Source organism: Klebsiella sp. 2-CIP_Kleb., from assembly GCF_050378715.1.
Taxonomy (GTDB): domain Bacteria; phylum Pseudomonadota; class Gammaproteobacteria; order Enterobacterales; family Enterobacteriaceae; genus Klebsiella; species Klebsiella quasipneumoniae.
In genome coordinates this window covers 49,341-74,086 of sequence record NZ_JBNRLG010000003.1, presented here as the reverse complement: position 1 = coordinate 74,086, position 24,746 = coordinate 49,341, and the positions used below count along the sequence as shown (strand labels likewise).

General features: G+C 58.0%; 24 protein-coding genes and 1 pseudogene. 15 read left to right on the top strand and 10 right to left on the bottom strand.

What is annotated here, in order from left to right; translation table 11 throughout:
- Positions 1–10: 10 nt before the first annotated feature.
- The 3 genes from ACQUTP_RS13310 to yehD all read right to left on the bottom strand — a co-directional run bounded on the left by ACQUTP_RS13310 (position 11) and on the right by yehD (position 3,791).
- Positions 11–2,491, bottom strand: coding sequence for a fimbrial biogenesis outer membrane usher protein (locus ACQUTP_RS13310; RefSeq protein ID WP_222690053.1), 2,481 nt, complete (start codon positions 2,489–2,491; stop codon positions 11–13).
- Between the two features lie 12 nt (positions 2,492–2,503).
- Positions 2,504–3,187, bottom strand: coding sequence for a fimbria/pilus periplasmic chaperone (locus tag ACQUTP_RS13305; protein ID WP_049004091.1), 684 nt, complete (start codon positions 3,185–3,187; stop codon positions 2,504–2,506).
- 61 nt (positions 3,188–3,248) lie between these two features.
- Complete coding sequence (gene yehD, locus ACQUTP_RS13300) at positions 3,249–3,791, bottom strand: fimbrial protein YehD (RefSeq protein WP_285756304.1); 543 nt, start codon at positions 3,789–3,791, stop codon at positions 3,249–3,251.
- A 347-nt stretch (positions 3,792–4,138) separates the two neighbouring features.
- On the opposite strand from yehD, the gene ACQUTP_RS13295 reads away from it, so the two are divergent.
- Complete coding sequence (locus ACQUTP_RS13295; RefSeq protein ID WP_285756303.1) at positions 4,139–4,384, top strand: hypothetical protein; 246 nt, start codon at positions 4,139–4,141, stop codon at positions 4,382–4,384.
- Between the two features lie 348 nt (positions 4,385–4,732).
- Here the strand turns inward: ACQUTP_RS13295 and ACQUTP_RS13290 are convergent, their stop codons facing one another.
- A complete protein-coding gene (locus ACQUTP_RS13290; protein ID WP_004205367.1) occupies positions 4,733–4,993 on the bottom strand; it encodes a hypothetical protein in 261 nt (86 codons plus the stop codon).
- 168 nt (positions 4,994–5,161) lie between these two features.
- Here ACQUTP_RS13290 and fimB point away from each other — a divergent pair, with 168 nt between their 5' ends.
- The 10 genes and pseudogenes from fimB to ACQUTP_RS13240 all read left to right on the top strand — a co-directional run.
- On the top strand, positions 5,162–5,767 hold the full coding sequence (gene fimB / locus ACQUTP_RS13285) for a type 1 fimbria switch DNA invertase FimB (RefSeq protein WP_004205366.1): 606 nt from the start codon (positions 5,162–5,164) through the stop codon (positions 5,765–5,767).
- Positions 5,768–6,221: 454 nt separating this feature from the next.
- Positions 6,222–6,830: a type 1 fimbria switch DNA invertase FimE gene (fimE, locus tag ACQUTP_RS13280; protein WP_004205365.1), complete on the top strand. Its 609-nt coding sequence runs from the start codon at positions 6,222–6,224 to the stop codon at positions 6,828–6,830.
- A gap of 481 nt (positions 6,831–7,311) precedes the next feature.
- Positions 7,312–7,860 (top strand): type 1 fimbrial major subunit FimA, encoded by a 549-nt coding sequence (gene fimA, locus ACQUTP_RS13275; protein ID WP_004205364.1) that lies wholly within the window; start codon positions 7,312–7,314, stop codon positions 7,858–7,860.
- 71 nt (positions 7,861–7,931) lie between these two features.
- Positions 7,932–8,468, top strand: coding sequence for a fimbrial protein (locus tag ACQUTP_RS13270; protein ID WP_109938283.1), 537 nt, complete (start codon positions 7,932–7,934; stop codon positions 8,466–8,468).
- A 70-nt stretch (positions 8,469–8,538) separates the two neighbouring features.
- Positions 8,539–9,222 carry a fimbria/pilus periplasmic chaperone gene (locus tag ACQUTP_RS13265; RefSeq protein WP_369707419.1) on the top strand — a complete coding sequence of 228 codons (684 nt, stop codon included), beginning with the start codon at positions 8,539–8,541 and terminating at the stop codon, positions 9,220–9,222.
- Between the two features lie 81 nt (positions 9,223–9,303).
- A complete protein-coding gene (locus tag ACQUTP_RS13260) occupies positions 9,304–11,916 on the top strand; it encodes a fimbrial biogenesis usher protein (RefSeq protein ID WP_285756301.1) in 2,613 nt (870 codons plus the stop codon).
- A gap of 10 nt (positions 11,917–11,926) precedes the next feature.
- Positions 11,927–12,454 carry a fimbrial protein gene (locus ACQUTP_RS13255; protein ID WP_004205358.1) on the top strand — a complete coding sequence of 176 codons (528 nt, stop codon included), beginning with the start codon at positions 11,927–11,929 and terminating at the stop codon, positions 12,452–12,454.
- A 27-nt stretch (positions 12,455–12,481) separates the two neighbouring features.
- Positions 12,482–12,967 (top strand): fimbrial protein, encoded by a 486-nt coding sequence (locus ACQUTP_RS13250; RefSeq protein WP_072500825.1) that lies wholly within the window; start codon positions 12,482–12,484, stop codon positions 12,965–12,967.
- 17 nt (positions 12,968–12,984) lie between these two features.
- Positions 12,985–13,890: a fimbrial protein gene (locus ACQUTP_RS13245; RefSeq protein ID WP_109938305.1), complete on the top strand. Its 906-nt coding sequence runs from the start codon at positions 12,985–12,987 to the stop codon at positions 13,888–13,890.
- Positions 13,887–14,531: pseudogene (locus tag ACQUTP_RS13240) on the top strand (EAL domain-containing protein); the annotation flags it as partial. The gene ACQUTP_RS13245 and the pseudogene ACQUTP_RS13240, both read left to right, overlap by 4 nt.
- Positions 14,532–14,620: 89 nt before the next feature.
- Here the strand turns inward: ACQUTP_RS13240 and ACQUTP_RS13235 are convergent.
- Together ACQUTP_RS13235 and yjdI are read right to left on the bottom strand one after the other, a co-directional pair.
- A complete protein-coding gene (locus tag ACQUTP_RS13235; RefSeq protein WP_002916201.1) occupies positions 14,621–14,893 on the bottom strand; it encodes a GNAT family N-acetyltransferase in 273 nt (90 codons plus the stop codon).
- An 11-nt stretch (positions 14,894–14,904) separates the two neighbouring features.
- Positions 14,905–15,135: a 4Fe-4S mono-cluster protein YjdI gene (yjdI, locus tag ACQUTP_RS13230; protein ID WP_004205354.1), complete on the bottom strand. Its 231-nt coding sequence runs from the start codon at positions 15,133–15,135 to the stop codon at positions 14,905–14,907.
- A 224-nt stretch (positions 15,136–15,359) separates the two neighbouring features.
- Between yjdI and ACQUTP_RS13225 the strand changes: the two genes are divergently transcribed.
- The 4 genes from ACQUTP_RS13225 to ACQUTP_RS13210 are packed head-to-tail and all read left to right on the top strand — an operon-like array spanning position 15,360 to position 20,059.
- Positions 15,360–15,632 (top strand): YtcA family lipoprotein, encoded by a 273-nt coding sequence (locus ACQUTP_RS13225; protein ID WP_004205353.1) that lies wholly within the window; start codon positions 15,360–15,362, stop codon positions 15,630–15,632.
- Positions 15,633–15,638: 6 nt separating this feature from the next.
- Complete coding sequence (gene mdtN, locus ACQUTP_RS13220; RefSeq protein ID WP_023319101.1) at positions 15,639–16,664, top strand: multidrug transporter subunit MdtN; 1,026 nt, start codon at positions 15,639–15,641, stop codon at positions 16,662–16,664.
- 12 nt (positions 16,665–16,676) lie between these two features.
- Complete coding sequence (gene mdtO, locus ACQUTP_RS13215; protein ID WP_285756298.1) at positions 16,677–18,599, top strand: multidrug efflux transporter permease subunit MdtO; 1,923 nt, start codon at positions 16,677–16,679, stop codon at positions 18,597–18,599.
- 11 nt (positions 18,600–18,610) lie between these two features.
- Complete coding sequence (locus ACQUTP_RS13210; protein ID WP_048325651.1) at positions 18,611–20,059, top strand: MdtP family multidrug efflux transporter outer membrane subunit; 1,449 nt, start codon at positions 18,611–18,613, stop codon at positions 20,057–20,059.
- Between the two features lie 425 nt (positions 20,060–20,484).
- Here ACQUTP_RS13210 and ACQUTP_RS13205 read toward each other — a convergent pair whose 3' ends face one another.
- The 4 genes from ACQUTP_RS13205 to ACQUTP_RS13190 form a co-directional block, all read right to left on the bottom strand.
- Positions 20,485–20,784, bottom strand: coding sequence for a DUF1889 family protein (locus ACQUTP_RS13205; protein ID WP_004205347.1), 300 nt, complete (start codon positions 20,782–20,784; stop codon positions 20,485–20,487).
- 184 nt (positions 20,785–20,968) lie between these two features.
- Complete coding sequence (locus ACQUTP_RS13200) at positions 20,969–22,522, bottom strand: peptide MFS transporter (RefSeq protein ID WP_049003996.1); 1,554 nt, start codon at positions 22,520–22,522, stop codon at positions 20,969–20,971.
- A gap of 471 nt (positions 22,523–22,993) precedes the next feature.
- Positions 22,994–23,416 (bottom strand): glutaredoxin-dependent arsenate reductase, encoded by a 423-nt coding sequence (arsC, locus tag ACQUTP_RS13195; protein WP_017899271.1) that lies wholly within the window; start codon positions 23,414–23,416, stop codon positions 22,994–22,996.
- Between the two features lie 9 nt (positions 23,417–23,425).
- Positions 23,426–24,718, bottom strand: a complete 1,293-nt coding sequence (locus ACQUTP_RS13190) for an arsenic transporter (protein ID WP_064178216.1) — start codon at positions 24,716–24,718, stop codon at positions 23,426–23,428.
- Positions 24,719–24,746 lie beyond the last annotated feature (28 nt).

The window sequence follows — 24,746 nt, the reverse complement described above, 5'->3', positions numbered from 1 at the left end:
TCATAGTCCTTTACCGGCAGACGTAGGTCTGCGCTTCATCAATGTTTTGCTTAAAGGTGATCGTGCAGTACTGATTTTTTGCTTTATCGACAGCCACTTTCAGCGTCGACGGAATCGTATCCGTGCGGATATATAATAAGCTGCCCTGCCCCACGACCCCGACGTTGTGCCCGAGGTTATCCTCGATTTCATAACCAAACGGCAGCGGCTCGCCCGTGGCTTGTCGGGCATGAATCAACCACGGCTTACGCTGGTCGGTATCAAAGTGGCTGACCACCACAGCCCCCCGATACGGGGCCACCATTTTCCGATTGCCTTTCAGCTCCGTGGTGCTGTGGGAATCCGACACATCCAGCATCAGCGCGTTTTCACGGAACGGCGTGAGGTTGTCATAGAGCACAATCCCTTTCCCGTTAGTGGTGCGATATTTCTGCCCATTCACCCGAGCCCCCTCCAGGCCCGGCGCCTGCAAAATCGCGAAGGTATCTGATAATCGATTCGCCAGATTGATGCCCCCGGACCAGAGCACCACGCCACCGGAGAGACTCCCGCTGGCCTGCGTGTAGTTTGACGACTGGCTATAGCTGCCGCTCAGGGTCGCCAGCGGCGCATTCCAGGTGAGATTCGCCCCCGCGGCGGTTTCATTATTTTGCTGCTGATGGCTGAGGTTAACCCCGTAGCTGAACTGATCGCGGGAGCCGGCAATGCCGTTGAGTCCGGTGTTATTGGAGGCAAAGCCACTATTATCAAAGGTGGTGGAGTTCGACAGATTCAACCGACGGCGCGGCGTGGTCAGATCGTCCCCCCAGCTGAACGGAATAGAGAAATACAGGTTAAACCGCTTATCCTGGTGGTGATAATCGTCATAGGTCTGGCTGGCCGATAGCGTATAGGTCAGCCGCTGCCAGGTGTTTGAGTACCCCAGCTGATAATCTTTATTACTGCCGCTTTTTTCCCAGTAGTCGCGCCACAGGGCGCTCAGGGAGATCGCGCCATAGCCCGCCGGCAGCGCCTGGCTTAAATTGACCGACAGCGAGTTTTTTCTACCGAAATCATATTGATAATAATCGGCAATATCATAGATATCGTTTTCGTCACGGTGATAATGAGTTCTGTTCTTCGCCCACACGTGATCGTTAAAGGTGCGGAAATCCCGGCTCGAATAGCGGTAGGCCGCCAGGCCAAAACGGGTCTGGGTTGGGGTCAGGAATTTACTGTAGGCCACCTGATAGCTTTGACCATCGTAGGTGCCATCATCCTGTTCGCTATGCGACTGAGTGGCGTCGACAGAGATCGCGCCGAGCCAGGTATTCCAGCCCGTCCCGAGGGTAAAAGCCGAATAGTGATTGGACAGCATCGAACCGCCGTACAGCGTGAGCAGATTATTCACACCATACTGATAGGTCCCCTGAATAAAATCAGCCTGCCGATCGGCCCCCTCAATATGGCTGCGTCCGGCAGCAAGATCGTATTTCGAGACGCCAGCCTGCAGCATATTGGGTACAGAAGAAAAGGGCACCAGATAGCGGGTGACCGTCCCGTCCGCTTCCTTGATGCTCACGTCAAGGTCGGCCCCGCCGCCGGCCATCTGTAAATCAGCAATCGCAAAGGGACCGGGCGGCACCTCTTTCTGATAAATGACGAAACCATTTTGCTCAATGGTCACCAGGGCATTGCTTTGCGCAATCCCCTGGACTATCGGCGTAAAGTTGCGCCTGGAGTTGGGCAACATCTGCATGTCGCGATATAAGCGCACCCCGCGAAAACGCACGGTGTCGAAAATATCCCCTGACGTGTACATATCCCCGGCGCGAAACGTACTTTCTATCTCGCCGAAGCCTCGTTCCAGATAGAGCGTGTTACTCTTCCATTCACCCGAACCAGAATCATTATTGTTATAGCTGGCGTCAGAGTGCAGTTGCCATCCCAATAGATTTAAGCCGCTGGTAAAGCGGGCAAAGCTGCTTTTGTTATTCCCGGCGCTTTTATAATCGCTGTAATACTGACTGGCATAATAGGACGTGTAGAAGGCGTTTACCCCGCGGTCCCAGCTTTCCGGGGAAGCATAGCCCTCCTCCAGTTCATCAACAAACGCCTGCGGAACGCTGAGCTCGAGGGTCAGGGTGGAGATATCAAAATGGTATTTTCCACCCTGCACCGCCTGGCGCAACGTGATGCATTGCGCCTGAGCCTTTTTGTTCAGTCCCTCGGTCTTAATACCGAGCTGCTGCAGCTGGGATAATGACAGGCAGCTTTCCCCTGGCTGCTCCTTCACCGTCAGGTCATACTTCCCACGCCACTTATTATTGACATATACATCCAGGTTATATTCGCCCGCAACCAGTGCGTCATCTGTAAACTGATAGTGACTGTCTTTGACCCCTTTCATTCCTCCGAACATAAAGTTGGTATCAAAGGTCTCTTCTGCTGCCAGGGCTTCAGCAAATAATGATGCAATAATCGCCAGGGCAAGTGATGTCATCCTTAACATAACCACCTCTTTTTATTTTACGCTGATGCTATCACTAATATAATTTCCGTAATCATCAATAAGAGTTATTTTGTACTGTCTGGCGACACTGCCGCCGAGGGTGATAATTTGCTGAGAAAATGGTGCCAGCATAATGGCTTTACTGTTTCCCTTAACGTTATTTGTTTTAATTTCGGGAATAGTGATCCAGTTAGCACTGTTATTTTGTAGGAACAAGTTTTTGCCTTTTTGCTGCAGGACTAAATGATGAAAACTGGCCTGCGTAACGCCAGTGACACCTTCCGGGCGATAAAACAGCTTGATCCGGTTTTGTATTGCAAACTTCACCACATTTTTACTATCATTCACGCTGGCATTGGGTGGGATATCGAGGACATTGAGATAAAATAAACTCTCCTGGTTTCGCGGTAACGTATTGGCTAATGCTTTAATTTTAAGCTGCTGGCCGGTATTGGCTCTGACGCGCACCACCGGCGGGGAGATAAGAAAAGGAACACGAATGTTCTCCGGAGCAATGGATGTATTACCGTCGTCGATCCACGCCTGAACCAGGGCGCCGCGATCGCCGCGATTCATTAACTGTACCATCACCTCATTTTTAGCGGCCGGATAAATAACACGCGTTCCATAGATCACAATACCCGCCTGCGCAGGGATGATGAAAAATGTCAGTAGCAGCAGAATGAATCCTTTCATCTCTTTCACTCCATGTAAACAGAGACCCGGCGAACGCTCTGCGTTACGCCGGGTTACCACATCACTCGGTTACCACGGTCAGCGTAACGGTCGACTCTACATCGCCCTGGGTGACGGAAGAACCCTGAGCCACCAGCGCATACTGTGCTGAAAAATCAATGGTATAAACATCATTTTCATCGGGTTCGCCATTGAGCGAGATCAGCGAGTCGGCGTTCAGTTCGGCGTTATTTGCCGTCACCACAAAGCCGACGCCGGATGCGCCGCCCGTTACGGTATTTTTCGTAATGTTCGGGTAAGTCGTATCAAACTGGTTACGCGCCAGGCTTATTTTTGGCGGCTTACCGGTACATTTTAATTTTAATGGCACCGTGGTGCTGTTTTTAATACCGGTATAGGTGGCGCCGGCACTCAGGCCGGCAAGACTTTCCTGCCCCACCTGGTTCATCGTAATGGTCGTAGAGTTATTCCCGTCAAGAAATTGACATGTTGTACCCACAACGCGCCCGGTGATAATAACCTCGCCCTGGTCAGTTTCCGCAAAAGCGCCGGCGCTCATAAATACCGTAGACAGTACTGCTGCAGCAATAGTTAAACGCTTCATAAAATAGTTCCTTTTATTTATTTATCCACTTAGCTTGTGAGATGAGAAAAAACTCATGAGGTGAATATTGCACGCAATTAAAACACCGACAATATGTGCATTTAATTAACTTGATAAATATCAAGACAATTAATCCCTTCAGTTTATACCTGATACGAAAATCATGATACTAATATCGTATTATGGATTGCTAATTTAAGAATGAATTCGTCAACAAACTTGTCTAATAAAAAACAAACTTGCTGCCAGCGGCGATGCATTTCGTGCTATTCCCTGCTGAAATATATGATAATTCTATCGATTAATGCTAATAATTTATTGTATTTATCAAACCTAAGGCCACCCCCATGAAAAGATGCTTACTCGCCCTGGTGTGCGTCGCGCTGCTGACGCCCTCGCTTTCGGCGCAGGCGGCCTGGCGCAGCGACCAGCGCCAGGACGCTCGCGATATCCGCCAGGATAGCCGCGAGCAGGGCCGTGAAACCAAGCAAGAGTGCGTCAGAAATAATAATCAAAGCAACGCCAGCTGCCGTCACGATAAGCGGGAAAACCGCCGCGAAGGTCGTCAGGAAGCCCGCGACGAAAAATGGTAAGTCAGCCTGCTCCGGTGGATATCAGATCGCGGACTTCTGCCACCGGAGCCTTTAACACCGCCTGCGACACCGGACCGTCGTGTCTATCCCCTACCTGCTCTTTATTCTTAACTCGCCGCAGAATATTACCCACACCAGTCTGCAGCCTATGCCTCTCTTATACCCACCGCCTGATATCACCGCTTCCGCCGATTACCGCCCACGCTCCCACAGCACCATTAAGATTAAGCTCAACCCGTTAAATAAGACCTAAAGTGCCCTCACAGAGACAATGGCTATTATCCCCAGGCTTTTTGCAGTATGGTTTAATCTCTGTTGTAGTTTTGCAGTGAATGCTATCCAGACGGTTCAAGGTTGTATTCTGTCTGAGAAATTACTCATGCCATTCCCGTCGCTGAGATACGGGAGGCCGGCTGGCTGACGCCGTGCCGCCCCGACAGCCGGGAAATAAATCATGACGGCATTGATGGCCGCCTTGCCGTGGCCGGAAGCCAGTGCCTTCATCATCAAGCGGGCATCATCAAGAGGATCAGGGATGTACAGGACGTGGAAACCTCCAGGAAAGATTCGCCAGTTCAACCAGCTAACCCTTTCTTTACCCTTCAGCATACGGCGTCTTATCGCTGGGGATGGCGATAGCCCATGATACCGCATGCTCCCGTAGCAAATAAAAACGTTATCAGCACGCTGTTAAAAAATAAAAAGGCAGTCGCATTTAACAATGACCTGACGCAGGCCTGGAAAGCGTAATATTTGCCTGCCATAAAAGGGAACACTATGACGAATAACGCCGAGATAAAAAAAAGGAACTTCCTGACTCAGAATGAAATCGAGTCGCTACTTAAAGCCGCCGATAGCGGTCCCTATGCCGCACGTAATTATTGCCTGACGCTGCTATGCTTCATCCATGGTCTGCGCGCCAGCGAGATCTGTCGCCTGAGAATATCCGATATCGACCTTGCTTCCCGCTGCGTTTATATCCATCGGCTAAAAAAGGGGTTTTCGACCACCCACCCTTTGCTGAATAAAGAGATCCACGCCCTAAAGCGCTGGCTGGCCATTCGCAACACCTGGCCGCAGGCCGCCAGCGAGTGGCTATTTCTCTCCCGCAAAGGCAATCCCCTTTCCCGCCAGCAGTTTTATCAAATTATCGCCTCCTCTGGCGACCAGGCGGGATTGCCGCTGGAGATCCACCCGCACATGCTGCGCCACTCCTGTGGCTTTGCGCTGGCCAATATGGGTATCGATACCCGTCTGATCCAGGACTATCTCGGACACCGCAATATTCGCCATACCGTCTGGTATACCGCCAGCAATGCGGGACGCTTCTATGGTATCTGGGACAATACGCGCGACAAACAGCGCCTGTCGCTGCTTCAGTAAGCCTGACGCCACGGATGGCGTTGTACCGCGTTGCGGGGAAATTAAATAGCAATAAATTAACCCTCAGTTAATTATGATTACTGTTCCCGCAAGTTCTTATTTAATCCTGCGGTCTCATCGTTAAATTGACCCTGTATTAATTCCGGTTTTGCCGTGATTCTTTATTGTTGGCTAAAAATCCATCCCGCTATTTTTTAAAATCTACCGAGTGAAAAATCCCTTTTATTTTATGCACATGCTATAAAACCCGAGCAGTTCTATTGTGACCTTGCTTAAAATCTCTAAAATTAAGAATTATCGCCAGGCGATATTTTGACTGGCTGTAAATATAATATGCTATCTATACGTGGTTAATCGCCTTCACCTTGTACCGTTCTTACATTACGGATCTTTTCCGTCATGGCGTATGGTTTCGCCATGACGACCCCTCACCTCTTTTTCAGGAGTAATTATTGTGAACCGACGTCGTTTTCTTACCGCCAAAGAAGTTCAGGCTATGATGCAGGCCGCGCGTCAGGGCGCCACCGGCGAGCGGGACTACTGCCTCATCCTTCTCGCCTTTCGCCACGGGATGCGCATCAGCGAACTGCTGGATCTGCACTATCACGATCTGGATCTACGGGAAGGCCGGGTCAATGTGCGGCGGTTGAAGAACGGTTTTTCAACTATTCACCCGCTGCGCTTTGATGAACGTGAGGCCATTGAGCGCTGGAGTCAGGTCCGCGCCGGCTGGAAAGCGGCGGCCAAAACCGACGCGCTTTTTATCTCCCGTCGCGGGACCCCGCTCTCACGCCAGCAGGCGTATCGTATTATTCGCTCCGCCGGGGAAAAGGCGGGTACCGTGACGCAGACCCACCCCCATATGCTGCGTCACGCCTGCGGCTACGAACTGGCGGAAAGAGGTACAGATACCCGTTTGATCCAGGATTACCTCGGTCATCGTAATATTCGACACACGGTACGCTACACCGCCAGCAATGCGGCGCGTTTCGCTGGAATATGGGAAAGAAATAATCTTATTGGAGAAAGCATTGCAGAATCGGGAGTTGATACAACTGATTGAATTTAATTAAAAAAATAAACCGTGAACAGGTCAATTGGGGCCAAACTGTTTATATCATAAAAATGTTTTGACATATTTTGCAACTCACCACGCCATATTTCTGCAGAAAAATTATTAACTACATGTTTTTAATATATTTTTAAAGCGTCAATTACGCACTTTTCCCCACCCTGCCCTCCCGTTGCATTGGCGCGCCTTCGCCAGCGGTATCTCTCTTCCTTTCGCACTCTCGCTAACATCACCAGATTAAATAACCAATAAAACCACATTAAACAGATTTTAATACCGTAAAACAGGCAAGATTAAACAACGAACAGATCGTTTATCTCAACGAGTCAAAATGGCCCCAATTGTCTCATCGGTTGGGCGAAAACTGTGCAGAGCCGGCAGCCAGACCACTCGGCTGAAATCTGAAATGCCTGGAAGGCACAACGGCTGCCAATCCGGTTCGTTATTTCGACATCGTTCAAAGGAAAACAGTATGAAAATCAAAACACTGGCAATGATTGTTGTGTCAGCCCTGTCTCTGAGCTCCGCGGCGGCCCTGGCCGATACCACCACGGTTAACGGCGGGACCGTCCATTTTAAAGGGGAAGTCGTTAACGCGGCCTGTGCGGTGGATGCCGGCTCTATCGATCAAACCGTCCAGTTGGGCCAGGTGCGTTCCGCGAAGCTGGCCACGGCGGGGAGCACCAGTTCGTCCGTTGGTTTCAACATTCAGCTGGATGATTGCGACACCACGGTAGCAACCAAAGCGTCCGTCGCCTTCGCCGGTACGGCCATCGACAGCAGCAATACCACCGTTCTGGCGCTGCAAAACTCTGCCGCCGGCAGCGCGACCAACGTCGGCGTGCAGATCCTCGACAACACCGGCACGCCGCTGGCGCTGGACGGCGCCACCTTCAGCGCAGCCACCACGCTGAATGACGGCACCAACATCATTCCGTTCCAGGCGCGTTACTACGCCACTGGCGCCGCGACCGCCGGTATCGCGAACGCTGACGCCACCTTCAAAGTGCAGTACGAGTAAGGCAAACATCAGGCAAGGAAGCCATCCGGGCCAGGAGGGCCCGCGCTTAATTTTGCAACCGGGGTGAAACGATGCAGGGAATGAAATCGGGTCTGCTACTGCTACTGCCTCCGCTGGCGCTGGCCGGTAATCAGTGGAACGTCACGCTGCCGGGGGGCAGCATGCGCTTTCAGGGCCTGATCATGGCCAGTTCCTGCCGCGTCGAAGCCGGCGATCGGCAGATGACGGTCAATCTGGGACAGATCAGCAGTAACCGATTTCACGACGTGGGCGAAGACAGCAACCCGATCCCTTTCACGATTCATTTACAGGATTGCAGTACGGCAGTCAGCCAGCATGTCGGGGTGGCATTTCACGGCGTGGCTGACGGCAAAAACCCCGACGTGCTGTCGGTGGGTGAAGGCCCGGGGATCGCCAGCGGGATCGGCATCGCGCTGTTCGACGGTCACGGCCAGCAGCTGCCTCTCAATCGTCCGCCGGATCGCTGGGTGCCGCTCTACCGCGGACCGACGACGCTAAATTTCGTCGCCAAATATCGGGCGACCGGACGCCAGGTCACCGGCGGCGCGGCCAACGCCCAGGCCTGGTTCTCATTAACCTATCAGTAATCAACCCGCAGACCAGCAGGACAACACCGTGAGCAGACAAGGAGATAATGTGAGAAAAACAGCAACGACGATACGCGGCATACTGACGGGATGTGTGCTTTTCGCCGCCGGCGCGTTGAGCGCCAGCGCGCACGCGGGCGTCGCGCTGGGCGCGACCCGGGTCATCTACCCGGCGGGTCAGAAACAGGTCCAGCTGGCGGTGACCAATAACGACGACAACAGCACCTGGCTTATTCAGTCATGGGTGGAAAATGCCGATGGGCAGCGAGACGGCCGGTTTGTTATCACTCCCCCGCTGTTTGCCATGCAGGGCAAAAAAGAGAATACCCTGCGCATTATCGATGCGACCAATAACCAGCTGCCGCAGGATCGGGAAAGCCTGTTCTGGATGAACGTGAAGGCTATTCCCTCAATGGATAAATCGAAGCTCAGCGACAACACCCTCCAGTTGGCGATTATCAGCCGCATCAAGCTCTACTACCGACCGGCAAAACTGACCCTGCCCCCGGATCAGGCGGCGGACAAGCTGACCTTTAGCCGCAACGGATCGTCGCTAACGCTGACGAATCCAACCCCTTATTACCTGACGGTGACCGAACTGAACGCCGGAACGCGCATTCTGGAAAACGCCCTGGTGCCGCCGATGGGTAAAACCAGCGTCAAGCTGCCCGCGGATGCCGGCAACACCATCACCTATCGCACCATTAACGATTACGGCGCGCTGACGCCGAAAATGAATGGCGTACTGCGTTAAATCTGGTGTGCCCCGCCGCGCGGGCCACGCTGCGCATGACCAGAAGCACTGACAGCCGGGCAACGTCGGACCGGAGGGATTATGTCACATCGAAAATATGGACTGGACCATGGGGGTCGCCGAAGCGCCCGGCGCCTGATTACGCCGGCGCTGACGCTGTGGCTCTGCTCACAGCCGTTCGCCGCGCAGGCGGACCTCTATTTTAACCCCCGCTTTTTAGCTGACGATCCGGCGGCGGTGGCAGACCTGTCGGGATTTGAAAAAGGCCAGGAGGTCCCGCCGGGCACCTATCGCGTCGATATTTATCTCAATAACGGCTATATGACCACCCGGGACGTCACTTTCCAGGCCGATGCGCAGGGCCATGGCCTGTCGCCCTGCCTGACCCGCGGCCAGCTGGCGAGCATGGGGGTGGATACCGGACGGGTGACGGGCATGGCGGCCCTGGACAGTACAGCCTGCGTGCCGCTAACGACGCTCATCAGCGAAGCCACCACCCGCTTCGATGTCGGCCAACAGCGCCTGTATCTCACCGTACCCCAGGCGTTTATGGGCAGCCACGCCCGCGGGTATATCCCGCCGGAGCTATGGGATAACGGCATCACCGCCGGGCTGATTAACTATAACTTCACCGGTAATAACGTCCATAACACCACCGGGGGCAACAGCCGTTACGCCTATCTGAATCTGCAGAGCGGCCTGAATTTCGGCGCCTGGCGCCTGCGCGATAACAGCACCTGGAGTTACAGCAGCGGCGGCAGCGCGTCATCCAATGAGAACCGCTGGCAGCATGTCAACAGCTGGCTTGAGCGGGACATCATTTCCCTGCGCTCGCGGCTTACCCTCGGGGATAGCTTCACCAACGGCGATGTCTTCGACGGGATCAACTTCCGCGGCGCGCAGCTGGCCTCGGATGACAATATGCTGCCGGACAGCCAGAAAGGCTTCGCGCCGGTGATCCACGGGATCGCCCGCGGCACCGCGCAGGTGTCAGTCAAACAAAACGGCTACGAAATCTACCAGAGCACGGTGCCGCCGGGGCCGTTTACCATCGACGATCTCTACGCCGCGGGCAACGGCGGCGATCTGCAGGTCACCATTAAAGAAGCGGATGGCACCCGCCAGGTCTTCAGCGTGCCCTGGTCAACGGTGCCGGTGCTGCAGCGCGAAGGCCATACCCGCTTCGCCCTCACCGCCGGGGAGTACCGCAGCGGCAACAACCAACAGGAAACGCCCGATTTTTTCCAGAGCACGGCCATGCATGGCCTGCCGGCCGGCTGGACCCTGTACGGCGGCACCCAGCTGGCGGACCGCTATCGCGCCTTTAACCTCGGGGTGGGGAAAAACATGGGCTATTTCGGCGCCTTATCGCTGGATATCACCCAGGCCAACGCCACCCTGCCTGACGACAGCGAGCATCAGGGACAGTCGGTGCGTTTTCTCTATAACAAGTCACTGGATGAGACCGGCACCAACCTGCAGCTGGTGGGCTACCGCTACTCCACCCGCGGCTACTATAACTTTGCCGATACCACCTACCGCCGGATGAGCGGCTACAGCGTGGAAACCCAGGACGGGGTTATCCAGGTGAAACCCAAATTTACCGACTACTACAATCTGGCTTACAGCAAGCGCGGTAAGGTGCAGCTGAGCGTGACCCAACAGCTGGGGCGCACCGCCACCCTCTATCTGAGCGGCAGCCACCAGACCTACTGGGGCACCGACGATGCCGATGAGCAACTGCAGGCCGGCCTCAACGCCGCCGTAGACGATATCAACTGGTCGCTAAGCTACAGCCTGACGAAAAATGCCTGGCAGCAGGGGCGCGATCAGATGCTGGCGGTCAACGTCAATATCCCCTTCAGCCACTGGCTGCGTTCCGATAGCCGTTCGGTCTGGCGGCACGCCAGCGCCAGCTACAGCCTGTCGCACGATCTCAATGGCCGCATGACCAATCTGGCGGGCCTGTACGGCACCCTGCTGGAAGACAATAACCTCAGCTATAGCGTACAGACCGGCTATGCGGGCGGCGGCAACGGCGACAGCGGCAGCACCGGCTATACCGCGCTCAACTACCGCGGCGGCTACGGCAACGCCAACGTCGGCTACAGCCGCAGCGATGGTTTCAAACAGCTCTACTACGGGGTCAGCGGCGGCGTGCTGGCGCACGCCAACGGCATCACCCTGAGCCAGCCGCTGAACGATACCGTAGTGCTGGTGAAAGCCCCCGGCGCCGGCGGCGTGAAGGTAGAAAATCAGACCGGGGTGCGCACCGACTGGCGCGGGTATGCCGTCCTGCCGTATGCCACCGAGTATCGCGAAAACCGGGTCGCGCTGGACACCAATACCCTGGCCGACAATGTCGATCTTGACGATGCAGTGGTCAGCGTGGTGCCTACCCATGGGGCGATCGTCCGCGCCAGCTTTAACGCCCAGGTGGGAATGAAGATTCTGATGACGCTGACCCATCGCGGCAAACCGGTGCCGTTTGGCGCCCTCGCCACCAGCGACAGCAACCAGAGCGGCAGCATCGTCGCGGATAACGGTCAGGTCTACCTCAGCGGGATGCCGCTGGCGGGCAAGGTGCGGGTGAAATGGGGCGATGGCCCGGACGCCCAGTGCGTGGCCGATTATCGTCTGCCGCCGGAGAGCCAGCAGCAGTCGCTCAGCCAGCTGTCCGTCGCGTGTCGCTAAGGAGATGATGATGAGAACACCGCAGTTTCTGCTGAGCGCCCTGCTCGCTCTGTTCGCGCCGCTGGCCTTCGCTGCCGACAGCACGATCGCCATCAGCGGCTATGTGCGCGACAACGCTTGCGCGGTGGCCGGAGAGTCGAAGGATTTCACCGTCGATTTGCAAGACAACGCCGCGAAGCAGTTTTACGCCGTCGGGGCGACGACCCCGCCGGTGCCGTTCCGTATCGTGCTATCGCCCTGCGGCACTTCCGTCACCGCGGTGAAGGTCGGCTTCACCGGCGTGGCGGACAGCGTCAATACCAGCCTGTTAAAACTTGACGCCGGCGCCTCGGCGGCGGCGGGAATGGGGGTGGACATTCTCGACCAGCAGCAGTCCCGGCTGCCTGTCAATGCCCCGTCGTCAGCCATCGCCTGGACCACGCTGACGCCGGGCCAGACCAACATCCTGAACTTTTACGCCCGTCTGATGGCCACGCAGGTGCCCGTCACCGCCGGGCATGTCAATGCGACAGCAACATTCACCCTGGAATTTCAGTAAGTGGAGGCTGAAATGAAATGGACCCACGTGGGCTGGCTGCTGGCCGGCCTGTTAACCGCGAGCCCTTCCCTGCGGTCGGCCGACGTCACCCTTACCGTCAACGGGAAGGTGGTGGCCAGACCCTGCACGGTCTCCACCGTCAATGCCACCGTCGAGCTGGGCGATCTCTACACCTTCAGCCTGATTGGCGCAGGCTCGGCATCGGCCTGGCACAGCGTGGCGCTGGATCTCAGCAACTGCCCCGTCGGTACCTCACGGGTGAAGGCCACCTTCAGCGGAACGGCGGACAGCACCGGCTATTACAAAAACCAGGGGACGGCGGGCAATATTCAGCTCGAATTGCAGAGCGAGGATGGCACCACGCTGAACAATGGCAGCAGCCAGTCGGTACAGGTGGATGAGGCCAGCCAGTCCGCCCGCTTCCCGTTGCAGGTCAGGGCCCTGTCGGTCAACGGCGGTGCCACGCAAGGCACCATACAGGCGGTGATTAACGTGACCTATACCTACGCCTGAGCCAGGAGAGCATCATGATGAAAAAAATTATCCCTTTATTCACCACCCTGCTGCTGTTGGGCTGGTCGATGAACGCCTGGTCCTTCGCCTGCAAAACAGCCACCGGCGCGACGATCCCCATCGGCGGCGGCTCAGCCAACGTCTACGTTAACCTGACCCCGGCGGTCAACGTCGGGCAAAACCTGGTGGTCGACCTCTCCACGCAGATTTTTTGCCATAACGACTATCCGGAAACGATCACTGACTACGTGACCCTGCAGCGCGGATCCGCCTATGGCGGTGTGCTGTCGAGTTTCTCTGGCACCGTGAAATATAATGGCACCTCTTACCCCTTCCCGACCACCACGGAAACGGCGCGGGTGATTTACGATTCCCGGACCGATAAGCCCTGGCCGGCCGTCCTGTATCTGACGCCGGTCAGCACCGCCGGCGGGGTGGCGATCACCGCAGGATCGTTAATCGCGATGCTGATCCTGCATCAGACCAACAACTACAATAGCGACTCCTTCCAGTTCATCTGGAATATCTACGCCAATAACGACGTGGTGGTCCCCACCGGCGGCTGCGATGTCTCCGCCCGCGATGTCACCGTCACCCTCCCCGACTACCCGGGCTCCATGGCCGTGCCGCTCACCGTGCACTGCGCGCAGAGCCAACAGCTGGGGTATTACCTCTCCGGCGCCACCGCGGACAGCGCTAACGCGATCTTCACTAACACCGCCTCCGCCTCGCCGGCGCAAGGGATAGGCGTCCAGCTTACCCGCAACGGCAGCGCCGTGCCGGCGAACAGCACGGTCTCACTGGGCACCGTCGGAACCTCGCCGGTCAATCTCGGCCTGACGGCGACCTACGCCCGGACCACAGGCCAGGTAACCGCCGGCAACGTGCAGTCGATCATCGGCATTACCTTTGTCTATCAATGATGACCGAGTACATCCTTTCTCCCTGCTCGCTGGCCGCCCGTGGGTTGAGCCAGCTGATGCACAACGCGGGGAAGCGGCCCGTCATGCTGCCGTTGGAGGGCGTCTCTCTGCGGGAGCTGGCCGCGGTGAAGCGGATCGTGGTCTTTCTTCCTGACGATCCACTGTGGATGCTCACCACACTGCGCCAGGCGGCCAGGCTGCTCGACCAGGCATCACGCCCGTTGCCGATGCTGATGCTTAGCCGCAGCCCGGCCATCTGGCTGTGGCGAACGCTGCTTTATCAGATGAGCCATCCGGATCGTTTGCGCAACGTCCATGCCGCTCCTGCCGACCTCCCCTGCGCGCAATTGATCCATCGGCTGAAGAACGCGCCGCGGCTTGAACGCCTTGCCAGTGAAGCCGCCCTGATCCACCGAAAACGGGCCGCCGGATTAAGTCATGCCGAGCTCAAAGCGCTCCTCGCCCTGCTGCAAGGGCAGACGATAGGCGAGCAGTCGCAACGTCTCGGATTGAGCCAGAAAACGCTCTACGCTCAGCGGCTGGCGGGGGTGAAAAAGCTGGTGGAATATCACCCGCATCTGGCCCCTCGCTTTCCGCACAGGCAGCCGCCTCGTTCATCAGCAAACTCACGGTCGGCGTTTGTCCGGGCATGAGGGGAAGCGATGAGTGACTAAAGGCGTGGATTCGCTGGCGAGAGAAAAGCGCACCGGTTTACACCGGTGCCGGTACGTCAGGCGCGAATATCGTCGTATTCACGGGTGTTATCGAATTCATGTTTGGCAAACGGGCAGAGAGGAATAATCTTCCGCTGCTCCTGGCGCATTTTTTCCACCACCTTCGCCACCAGCTGTTTCCCCACCCCCTGGCCTTTCAGGCTGGGATCGACATCGGTATGTTCGATAATGCTGAGGTGTTCGCCGGTGGGAACAAAAACAATCTCCGCGACCTGGTTACCCTGCGCGTCGTTAACATAAAATTTGTTGTGCCCTTCCAGTATTTCCATCTTCTCCTCGCTTATTTATGACGATATTGCAGCGCGCCGCTCGGGCAGGTATCGATCACCTTCACCACCGTCGCGACATCTACTTCATCCGGGATGATCCACGGCTTACGCTTGAGATTGAACAGCTTCGCGCTGCCGCGCACGCAGTTCCCGGAATGCTGACAGATCGCCGTATTAAAGTAGACGTCGATTTTCTCCCCGGTGTAGGCCCGGTAGCCGGCTTCCAGTAATTCCTTATCCATGACATTGCCTCGGTCTTGTTTTATGACTTTCAGGCTAAGCATAGTCCTCCGCTTGACGGCTGACTATGCGCAAGTCGGTAATGGGCGTCAGGAGAGCGATTTGGCGCATCCTCCCCCTCTCCCGGCGCGCAAGGATCCCGCAGTCAACGAACGGTTGACTTTCATTCCCGCAACGAGGCGATTACACTCATGACACACTGGTAAGAGCACTCAGGGATGTTCCATTGAATCATATTGCCACCATAGCCCGCCCAGCGCGGCTACTGCTCGTCTTGCCGCTGACCGGCTGCTCACTCTCACCAGCGATCCCGGTACTGGGCGCCGCATTCCCCGGCTGGTTTTTCTGCTTGTTGGGCGGGGCGTTTTTACTGATCCCCTGCCATATCCTGATTACCCGTAAAGGCTGGCAGCCTCGCTTTTCTCCCCTGGTCTTCAGCTATGTCGCGCTGATGTTCCTGTTCGCCACACTGCTGTGGTTTCTGTTTTTTGTTCACTGATCGCTTATGACTACTTCCCGCACTCCCCTGTTACGCAAGAAATGGCCTCTGCTGGCGCTGGTCCTGGCCGCCATCCTGGCACTGATCCTGGTTATCTGGCAGTTGCAAACGTCGCCGGAGACCAATGACGCCTATGTCTACGCCGATACCATCGATGTGGTGCCCGAGGTCAGCGGGCGCATCGTGGAGATGCCCATTCGCGATAACCAGCGGGTGAAAAAAGGCGATCTGCTGTTCCGCATCGACCCCCGCCCCTATCAGGCGATGCTCGATGACGCGAAAGCGCGGCTGACGACCCTCGACGCGCAGATTATGCTGACCCAGCGCACCATCAAAGCGCAGGAGTATAACGCCCAGTCGGTGGCGGCCGCCGTCGAGCGCGCCAGAGCGCTGGTCAAGCAGACCACCTCCACGCGCATCCGCCTTGAGCCGCTGGTGCCGCAGGGGTTTGCCTCGCAGGAAGATCTCGATCAGGCGCGCACCGCCGAGAAAGCGGCGCGGGCGGAGCTGGAGGCCACGCTGCTGCAGGCCAGACAGGCCTCGGCGGCTGTGACCGGCGTGGATGCCATGGTGGCGCAACGCGCCGGGATCCTGGCGCAAATCGCCCTCGCCGAACTGCATCTGGAATTCACCGAAGTGCGCGCGCCGTTCAACGGCGTGGTGGTGGCGCTGAAAACCACCGTCGGCCAGTACGCTTCGGCGCTGAAGCCAGTCTTCACCCTGCTGGATGACGACCGCTGGTATGTGATCGCTAACTTCCGCGAAACCGACCTGAACAACGTGCGCCCCGGGGTGGCGGCGCGCATCACCGTGATGACCAACCACAACCGGACCTTTAACGGGGTGGTGGATTCGGTCGGCTCCGGCGTCCTGCCCGAAGGCGGGAGCGTCATCGAAGGCCTGCCGCTGATCCAGAAAAGCATTAACTGGGTCCACGTCTCGCAGCGCTTCCCGGTGAAAATCGCCGTCAGCGATCCCGATCCTGAACTGTTCCGCATGGGCGCCTCGGCCAGCGCCGTGCTGCAGCCGTAGCCGGGCGACGCGATGTTTCCTCTCGCCCATTTTTTACGCCAGGAACTGCGCGACGCACCGGGACGCGCCAGCTACACGCTGCGCCTGACGCTGAGCTGTGCGGTGCTCATCACCCTGTTCATGACCCTGCAGATCCCCTTTCTGGCCGTCGCGCTGATCGTCGTGTTCTACGTCAGCCAGCCTAACGTGTTGATGATTAAGTTAGTCAGCGTGGTCTTTTTTGTCACCGTCAGCGTGGCGCTCGGCGGCGTGCTGCTGATCATCAAGTGGACCTATGACTACCCGCTGATCCGCCTGGCGGCCTCCGTGGCGCTCTTTTTCTGCGCCATCTATCTAATGCGGGTGCTGGGCAAGCTGGGACTGGCCTTTTTCGTGGTGGCGCTGGCGGTGATTTACGCCCAAACCTTCCCGTCGATGACCAGCCAGAGTGAAATCCTGGTGCGGCTGCTGCTCTGGCTGTGGGTGGCGATTAACACCGCGATCCTCGTCACCCTGCTGGTCAACGCCTGTTTTCAGCAGGCCTTTCCCGGCAACCAGTTTAAGGCGCGTCTGGCGGAGATGCTGCAGGCGGTCGCCAGCCGGCTGGCAGACCCGGACGCTGAAGCGCCACCGACCTTCGGCGAGACCGCCGCGCAGTTCAACCAGCTGCAGTCGCTGTTCGCCCAGGCCAGCCGGGCGACGCCGGAGATCGCCGCCGATCCCCAGGCCTGGCGCTCGCGGCTGGCCACCACCCTGCGCTGCTACCAGCTGGCGGCGCTGCTGCAAGCGGACGAGGCCGATAGCGACGATCGCCTGCGGCTGTCGCAGGCGGTGCTGCAGCTGAAGAGTGCCCTCAGCGAGGGGCCGTTTGACGGCGCTATTCCTCCGCTGGCGCTCAGCGGCCGCGGCGTCAATCGCGCCGTTCTGCAGGAGATGGCAGCCCTTCTGCAGCGGCTGGCCCAGGGTGAGCCCGTTGCTCTGCCACAGGGCGAGGTGGAGAAGCCGCCCCTGCTGGCGCCGGACGCCTGGCGCAACCCGGCGTATCTCCATTTTGCGCTCAAGACCCTGCTGGCGACGCTAATCTGCTATGTCTTCTATACCGCTGCCGACTGGCAGGGACTGCATACCATTATGCTGAGCTGCGTGATCGTCGCCCAGCCCGGGCTGGGCGCCACGATGCAAAAGACGTGGCTGCGCATCGGCGGCGCGCTGTTCGCCACTCTGCTGGCGCTGCTGTTAATCGTTTTTGTCCAGCCCTGGACCGACTCGCTGTCGGGGCTGCTGGCGATGTCCCTGCCAGTGCTGGCGCTGGCGGCCTGGATTGCCGCCGGTTCGGAGCGTATCGCCTACGCCGGGATCCAGATTGGCTTCACCTTTGCGCTGGCCTTCCTCAGCTGGTTTGGTCCGCTGACTAACCTCACCGAGCTGCGGGACCGGGTGCTGGGTATCCTGCTCGGGGTGCTGGTCTCCTCCATTGTCCATTTATATCTCTGGCCGGACAGCGAAGCGCCGCAGCTGAAATCGCGCCTCGCCGGACTCTATCGCCGGCTGGCGGACTGCCTCGCCGCCCCGCACGATGCGGTGCCGCTGGCCCCTCTGTTTGTCGCCTTCACCGACAGCGAAGCGCTTATCCATCGGGTTCGCGCCGAACCGCTGGGCACGTATGCCCACCCCTGGCCCCAGGCGAAAAACTGGCCGATGCGCGCCACCCTCGCCCGGGCCGAGGAGATCGCCCGCCTCACCGAAGGGTACCGGCTCAACGCCGCGCCGGGAGACCCGACCCTGGCCCGCTGCGCCGAACAGCTGCGGCGCTACGCCGAACGTATCGAACAGGAGGCAACGGCCCCTGCCGAACCGCTGGCCACCGACCTGGCTAACCCCTTTGGCCCGGCGCTGGCCGCCGCGCTGGCCACCCTGCCCGACTGGGGCCCGACACCGATAGCGACTGAGCAATAGGCTAAAACGTCATGATGATCCTTCCTTTCTCCGCGCGGCTGCGCGACACTCTCCTTACCCTGACGCTGACGCTGCTCAGCGGCTGCGCGCTGATTCAGGACGAGCCTGCCCAGGTCGCCATCGTCAATCCGCAGCAGGCCCAGCTGGCGCAGGTGATCCACCTGGCAAACAGCAACTGGCCGGCAGCCCGCTGGTGGGAGGCCTACGATGACCCTCAGCTCAATATGCTGATCAATCGGGCGCTGCAGAATTCGCCGACCATGCAGGCCGCCCGGCTGCGCATCTCCCAGTCGCAGTCTACGGTGGAACTCGCCCAGTCGGCGATGGGCCTGCAGGCTACCGCCGTCGCGGCGCAAAACCGCCTGCGGATCACCGACAAATCCTTTAGCTGGCCCTACTCCTACTCCCTGCCGGTGGATAAGAACGGTCCGTGGTATACGCTGAACACCGTTGGCGTCGGGGCGCAGCTGAATATCGATCTCTGGGGAGCCGATCGCGCCCGGGTCGCCGCCGCCATTGGCGAGAAAAACGCCCGGCTGGCGGAGACCGCCGGCATTGAGCTCGACATCGCCAGCAGCGTGGCGCAGCTCTATTTCGCCATGCAGGCGACATTCCAGAAAATCGCGCTGCTGCAGGAGCTGGAGGGCATTGCCCAGTTCTCGGTGGCGGCCCACGAGCACCGGACCCAACGCGGTGTGGAGGATAGCGTGGACGTGGCCAACGCCCAGGCCGAACAGCTCGCCGCCCGCCAGCAGATCATTAGCGCCGAGGGGATGCTGACCCAGTATCGTGAAACCCTGCGGGCGCTGATCGGCGCCGATGCGCAAAGCATGCCGGCGATCCATCCGGTAGCGCTGCCTGCGCTCCAGGAGACGCTGCCGCCGTCGCTCTCTTTCGAGCTGCTGGCCCGCCGCCCGGACCTGCAGGCGCTGCGCGGGTACGTGACCGCCTCCCTGAGCCAGGTCGACGCGGCGAAAGCGGCCTTCTATCCCCATTTTGATATCAAAGCGTTCTGGGGCTATAACGCCCTCAGCGTCGGGGATCTGTTTAAGTCCTCTTTCCAGCAGATCAACCTGCTGCCCGGGCTCTATCTGCCGATCTTCGACGGCGGTCGTCTGAACGCCAATCTGCAGTCGGTGCGCACCGCCAGCAATATTCTGATCAAACAGTACAACCAGGCGGTGCTGGACGCGGTTCGCGATGTCGCCATCAGCTCCAGCCAGCTTAACGACCTGAATCAGCAGCGTGCGCTGCAGCAGCTGAAGGTCACCGCGGCGCAGACCACCACCGACAGCGCTCGCGCCCATTATCAGCGCGGCCTGCTCAGCCGCTACGCCGCCGAAGAGGCCCGACGGGCGGTTCTTGCCCAGCAGTTGTTGCTCCTGGACATTGAGGCCCAGCGGCTGAGCACCGACATTACCCTGATCAAAGCCCTGGGCGGCGGCTACCGCGGCCAGTAACAAAAATGCCTTCCCCGGAGGGGAAGGCATTCAAACTGCAGCCAAAGGGCAATCTTCAGGGATTGCCCGGCGGCACTGCGCTTGCGCGGGCCTACAGCCAACCGCATAACGGTTTGATATTGCTGCCTTTCGTAGGCCGGGTAAGGCGAAGCCGCCACCCGGCAGAAATGCGGGCACAATAACCAAACAGGTTTGTCATCAGCCACCGGGCAATCTTCAGGGATTGCCCGGCGGCGCTGCGCTTGCGCGGGCCTACAGCCAACCGCATAACGGTTTGATATTGCTGCCTTTCGTAGGCCGGGTAAGGCGAAGCCGCCGCCCGGCAGAAAGGCGGGCACAATAACCAAACAGGTTTGTCATCAGCAAGAATGCCTTCCCGGATGGGGAAGGCATTTAACAGAAGACGCGGGATTGATGCGCGGCGATTACACCAGGGCGCGCAGCTCTTCGCGCATGTAGGTGGAAAAGAATTCCGGATGCTTAATCACCAGCCGTTCGCCGGCGGCGACCCGTTCAGCCCACTCCGCCACTTTGTCGGTAAACCCGGCGCTCCAGCCCTGCTGCTGACCGCGCTCAGCGACATCGGCCGGGCTGGCTGGCACGCCCAGTTCTTTCAAATATTTGAGAATTCCCTTCGCGGTACTTTCATCCATAGACTGTGGTACTGGCTCAGACGTATTCATACCACCAATGAAATCCAATGCTTTATCAATGACTGCTGGCATAGGTGTGTCCTTATATTAACCACATAGTAAACCTGACTACACTATGGACCGGAAAGCGACGTGATTTCAAAGAACACGCTCACGTTATGGGACATCGCGCATTCAGAAAAGGGGATTTTGCACAGCTGAGGCGGGGGTTGGACAAAAAACAAGCCGGTCCCGGGGGACCGGCCTGGGGATCGCGTCAGGCGTTGCTGACGGATTTTTGCGCGGCGCTGGACTGACTGTTCTCCAGCATCCGGCGGACCGGGACAATCAGCACGGCCAGTACGGCGGCGCAGATCAGCAGCGCGATAGAGCAGCGGGCAAAGAGGTCCGGCAGCAGCGACAGCTGATCGGCCTTCACATGACCGCCAATCAGCCCCGCCGCCAGGTTACCCAGCGCGCTGGCGCAGAACCACAGCCCCATCATCTGGCCGCGCATTCTCTCCGGCGCCAGCAGGGTCATGGTCGCCAGACCAATCGGGCTCAGGCACAGTTCGCCGAGCGTCAGCATCAGGATGCTGCCTACCAGCCACAGCGGCGACACACCGGCCCCGCCGTTGTTCAGGACGTTCTGCGCCGCCAGCATCATCAGGCCAAAGCCCGCCGCCGCGCACAGGATGCCAATGACGAATTTGGTCATACTGCCCGGACGGACGTTTTTGCGCGCCAGCGCTGGCCATGCCCAGCTGAAGACCGGCGCAAGCAGAATGATAAACAAGGCGTTAATCGACTGGAACCAGACCGCGGGGATCTCAAAACCGCCGATCATCCGGTTGGTGTAGTCGTTAGCAAACAGGTTGAAGGAGGTCGGTTTCTGTTCAAACGCGGACCAGAAAAAGGCCGCCGAGACCAGCAAAATAAAGCATACCAGCAGGCGCGCCCGCTCTTTACGGCTCAGGCCGGCGAAGACGAACAGCCAGATGAAATAGAGCGCCACGGAGGCGGCAATCACATAGACCAGCACGCTGGCCACCGCCACCGGGTTAATCACGATCGTGCCCAGGCTAATGAGCGTGACCAGCACCGCCACTCCCAGGGCCAGCGCCAGCAGCCACGCCCCAACGCCATTCTTTTTCGCCACCGGGCTGTTCCAGGTGGAATCGAGGCCAACCTCCGCGTCATAGCGCTTCATCGACGGTACGGCAAAGACACGGAAAATGATCAACGCCACCAGCATCCCGATCCCCCCGATGCCGAAGCCCCAGTGCCAGCCATGGGATTTAATCAGCCAGCCGGAGATTAACGGCGCGATAAACGAGCCGATGTTGATCCCCATGTAGAACAGCGAGAAACCACCGTCGCGGCGCGCGTCGCCTTTTTTATACAGGGTACCGACCATCACCGAGATACAGGTTTTAAACAACCCGGAACCGAGGACGATAAACATCAGGCCGATAAAGAACAGGTCGTTGCCCAGCCATGCCGACAGGGCGATCGACAGGTGCCCGAGGGCGATAAGAATCGAGCCGTACCAGACGGCGCGCTGCTGGCCTAGCCAGTTATCCGCCAGCCAGCCGCCCGGCAGCGCGGCCAGATACATACTGCCGGCAAAAATCCCGACGATCGCCGAGGCGTTCTCCCGCGCCAGCCCCATCCCGCCGTCGTAAACCGTCGCCGCCATAAACAGGATCAGTAAGGGACGGATCCCGTAAAACGAGAAACGCTCCCACATTTCAGTGAAGAAAAGGGAGCCCAGCGGATAAGGATGGCCGAAAAAGGTACGGCTTTCGTTTTTATTAACAGAGGAATGCATAAATTCTCCAGAAAAGGTGCGCCGCAGCGCAAGTTAACCGTATAAAGCGGGCTGACGATTTATAATTTGTTTGTCTTAACATCAGATACGAGCATTTTTAACCATTTGATAACCATGCAGTGGTTTTGTCCAGCCCCTTACCGTTCCTTTTTAGATGAAAAGTCGACAAACATCTAGTTTTATAGATTTAATGTTCGCAAAAACGTAAACGGCGTTGACATTATGCCATTGTGCAGAATACATAATTTTATTTATTAAAAACAGTAAGTTGATTGATTAACAAAGGACAAAAACCGTCGGTGCGGGCAGGGCATATAACGACAGGAAAAGTAAGGGAAACGGGCCGGAGGAGGCAGAAATAGCGCTAAGGGAGAATATTGTTAAGCCATCCAGGTGCTACCCCCGGAGAGCCAACCGTGCGGCAGGATTTACAAGGCTTGCCGGCTGCTATAGCCGGCGCCATTTTGCGCGCTATTTCACACGCTGCCCCGCCCGATCAATGACCCGCTCACCGTCTTCCTTCACGAAGGCGCCTTTTTGCGGCGCCGGCAGGATCTCCAGCACCACCTCTGACGGGCGACAGAGTCGGGTGCCCCGCGGCGTCACCACGATCGGGCGGTTAATCAGGATCGGATGCTGGAGCATAAAGTCGATTAACTGGTCATCTGTAAACCGGTCTTCCGCCAGGCCCAGCGCATCGTAGGGTTCGACGTTTTGCCGCAGCAGCGCCCGCACCGGGATCGCCATCGCGGCGATCAGCTGACGCAGCTCATCGCGCGACGGCGGCGTCTCCAGATAATAGATAATGGTGGGCTCAGCGCCGCTGTTGCGGATCAGCGCCAGGGTATTACGCGAGGTGCCGCAGTCAGGATTATGGTAAATGGTGATGCTCATAGCACGTTCTCATGGCTGATTGAAGGAAAGACGCAGCGCCAGCGCGGCCAGCGTCACAAGCAGCACCGGCAGGGTCATGATGATGCCGCAGCGGAAATAATAACCCCAACCGATGGTGATGTGCTTCTGCGTCAGCACATGCAGCCAGAGCAGCGTGGCCAGGCTCCCAATCGGCGTGATTTTGGGCCCCAGATCGCAGCCGATGACGTTGGCATATATCATGGCCTCTTTGATCGTCCCTGTTGCCGCGCTGCCATCAATCGACAGGGCGCCGACCAGCACGCTGGGCATATTATTCATGATCGAAGAGAGGAAGGCCGACAGGATACCGGTGCCCAGCGTCGCGGCCCACAGCCCGCGCTCCGCCAGCATGTTTAGCACCGTGGTCAGATAATCCGTTAATCCGGCGTTTCGCAGGCCATACACCACCAGATACATCCCCAGCGAGAAGATCACAATCTGCCATGGGGCGCCGCGCAGCACCTTGCCGGTGTTAATCACTCGCCCGCGCTTCGCTACAGCAAACAGGATCCCCGCTCCCGGCGCCGCGATGGCGCTGACCGGGATCCCCAGCGGGTCAAGAACGAAAAAGCCGACCAGCAACAGCAGCAGCACGCCCCAGCCGGTACGGAACGTCGCCGGATCTTTTATCGCCGTGGCCGGCGCTTTCAGTAACGCCATATCCCAGGCGGGTGGGATATCCTTGCGAAAGAACAGGTGCAGCATCGCCAGGGTGGAGAGGATCGCCGCGAGATCGACCGGCACCATCACCGAAGCGTACTCCCTGAAGCCAATGGCAAAGAAATCTGCCGACACGATATTCACTAAATTCGACACCACCAGCGGCAGGCTGGCGGTATCGGCAATAAACCCGGCTGCCATGACAAAGGCCAGCATCGTTCCCTTACTGAACCCCAGCGCCCGCAGCATGGCAATCACGATGGGCGTGAGGATCAGCGCCGCGCCGTCGTTGGCAAACAGCGCCGCCACCGCCGCGCCGAGCAGGATAATCCAGGTAAACAGCAGACGACCCCGCCCTCTTCCCCAGCGGGAAACGTGTAGCGCGGCCCATTCAAAAAAGCCGGACTCGTCGAGCAGCAGGCTGATAATGATCACGGCGATAAACGTGGCGGTGGCATTCCAGACGATATGCCACACCACCGGGATATCGGCTATCTGTACGCCACCGGTGACCAGCGCCAGCGCCGCGCCAAAGGCCGCGCTCCAGCCGATCCCTAAACCCCGCGGCTGCCAGATCACCAGCACCAGGGTCAGGACAAAAATCGCACCTGCCAGCAACATCGTTCCTCCACCAATCACATTCGAAAAA